Source organism: Pseudomonas sp. C1C7 (assembly GCF_013359595.1).
In the GTDB taxonomy this organism is placed as follows: domain Bacteria; phylum Pseudomonadota; class Gammaproteobacteria; order Pseudomonadales; family Pseudomonadaceae; genus Aquipseudomonas.
This window is the reverse complement of the sequence record NZ_JABFMP010000088.1, coordinates 1-1,199: the sequence shown is the minus strand read 5'-3', so window position 1 is coordinate 1,199 and position 1,199 is coordinate 1. Positions and strand designations below refer to the sequence as shown.

Here is a 1,199-nt window from a genome sequence, read left to right as displayed (position 1 = left end):
GATTGTTTAAAAGCAAGATCAAAAGATCGCAGCCTTCGGCAGCTCCTACCGGGGAGTGGGGTTAATCCATTGATTACATTGCGTATCAACAGTAATGCGCCCCTGCACCGTTATCACCAGCACCGATCGCAAATACAGTGACCCAAACAGTTTTGTATGAGTGACAGAGCAGGTGTCTTCAATGATCAAGAGCATGATTAAAACGGCAGGCTTGGCAGCATTCCTCGCCGCAAGCGCAACCATCCCGCTGGCCTACGCAGAACCCCTGCCACTGGATAAAACCGGCTCCATCCACAACGAAGATGTGGAATGGCGCAGCTTCCCGGCCTTTCCCAAAGAAGTAAAACTCGCGGTCATCGCCGGCGATCCCGGCAAACCCGCGCCCTACGTGGTACGCGTCAAAGTCCCCAACGGCATCAAGCTCATGCCGCATGTTCACCCTGAAAACCGCATCTACACCGTCATGTCCGGGGTGTTCTACATCGGTTTCGGCTCCGTGTTCGATCCGGACAAACTGGTTGCCTATGGCCCTGGCAGTGTCGTGATCCTCCCGGCCAACACCCCGCATTTCCATTGGGCCAGATCCGGTGAGTACATCTCCCAGGTCTACGGCACCGGGCCGCTGGGGATCGAGTACATCGACAAACACGATGATCCTCGCAATGCCTCTAAATGATGAACTCTGCGCGGAACCACAAGCGGGTACCGCCCGAGTTCAGACCTTGTGACAAATCGGGCGCCATCAAGGCGCCCGTTTTTACTTAGCCCTTCACCTGCGCCCGCAAGCGCCGCCCAATCACTTGCATCAAGTTACAACCTGATTTGCCTCCGGATCTTTAACACCACTTCTCCAGAATTTTAAACACCCCCCAAAATTCGCCGTTGCCCCCCAACCCCAACTCGCCGAAGCTATCCTCTAATCCGCACCCCAGCCGTCGAGATGGACCTCTATCCATGCAAAGCCCCGCCCAACCCCAACGCCCCCTCTGGAAAACCTACCTGCTTTTCCTCGCGCCGATGGTCCTGTCGAACTTCCTGCAATCGATGTCCGGCACGGTCAACAGCATCTACATCGGCCAGATGCTCGGCACCCAGGCGCTGGCGGCGGTGTCGGGCATGTTTCCGATCATTTTCTTCTTCATCGCCCTGGTCATCGGCCTGGGGGCGGGGGCGGGGGTGTTGATCGGGCAGGCTTGGGG

The 1,199-nt window shown here is 57.0% G+C and carries 2 protein-coding genes; both read left to right on the top strand.

The annotated features are described in order from the left end of the window. The first annotated feature begins 193 nt into the window (after positions 1-193). Positions 194-676: a cupin domain-containing protein gene (locus HNO86_RS30120; protein WP_256672852.1), complete on the top strand. Its 483-nt coding sequence runs from the start codon at positions 194-196 to the stop codon at positions 674-676. A 278-nt stretch (positions 677-954) separates the two neighbouring features. After that, positions 955-1,199 (top strand): MATE family efflux transporter (locus tag HNO86_RS30115; RefSeq protein WP_256672850.1); only part of this gene is annotated, 245 nt, incomplete at its 3' end.